The sequence below is a fragment of the Streptococcus sp. GMD4S genome, from assembly GCF_000296955.1.
Map to the genome: position 1 here is coordinate 1 of NZ_AJRE01000308.1, position 870 is coordinate 870.

Here is an 870-nt window from a genome sequence, read left to right on the forward strand (position 1 = left end):
ATGGCAAGATTATCTTGGCAGACGAGTTTTCACCAGATAACTGCCGTTTGTGGGATGCAGATGGCAACCACATGGACAAGGATGTTTTCCGTAGAGGACTCGGAGAATTGACAGATGTTTATGAGATTGTCTGGGAGAAATTGCAGGCTTTGAAATAAGCTGTTAGAAACGGAAAACCTTCGTCTTTCAGATGTAAGGACTCAGGCTGTAAAGGTCCCCCAGACCTTTACACTCCGTAGGGGATTGGGAGAACGGACAGACGTTTACGAGATTGTTTGGGAAAAGTTGCAGGAATTGAAATAACAACCTCAAGGATGTTTGGGAACATTGCAAGAGCTGAAATAAAGGAATAAGAATTGATGAATAAACGTATTTTTGTTGAAAAAAAGGCTGATTTTCAAGTCAAGTCAGAGAGTTTGGTAAGGGAGCTCCAGCACAACTTGGGACTTTCAACTTTGAAAAGTATTCGCATCGTGCAAGTTTATGATGTCTTTGACTTGGCAGAGAATTTGTTTGCGCCTGCAGAAAAACATATCTTCTCTGAGCAGGTGACAGATCATGTCTTGGACGAAGCGGCCGTGCAAGCGGATCTTGCCAACTATGCTTTCTTTGCCATTGAAAGTTTGCCAGGGCAGTTTGACCAGCGTGCAGCTTCGGCACAGGAAGCCTTGCTTTTGCTGGGAAGTTCGAGTGACGTGACAGTCAACACAGCTCAACTTTACTTGATTAATAAAGATATTGATGCGACTGAGTTGGAAGCGGTCAAAAACTATCTGCTCAATCCAGTTGATTCTCGTTTCAAGGACATCACGACAGGGATTGCCAAGCAGGAATTTTCAGAGTCGGACAAGACCATTCCTAAATTGACTT

Annotated in this window: 1 protein-coding gene and 2 pseudogenes; all 3 read left to right on the forward strand. The window is 43.6% G+C overall.

Features of this window, described 5'->3' with window-relative positions:
• Positions 1 to 158: phosphoribosylaminoimidazolesuccinocarboxamide synthase (locus tag GMD4S_RS09560; protein WP_008290331.1), on the forward strand; the 158-nt coding region annotated here is incomplete at its 5' end.
• Positions 159 to 234: 76 nt separating this feature from the next.
• Positions 235 to 303: pseudogene (locus GMD4S_RS13805) on the forward strand (phosphoribosylaminoimidazolesuccinocarboxamide synthase); the annotation flags it as partial.
• A gap of 56 nt (positions 304 to 359) precedes the next feature.
• Positions 360 to 870 (forward strand): annotated as a pseudogene (locus GMD4S_RS09565) (phosphoribosylformylglycinamidine synthase); the annotation flags it as partial.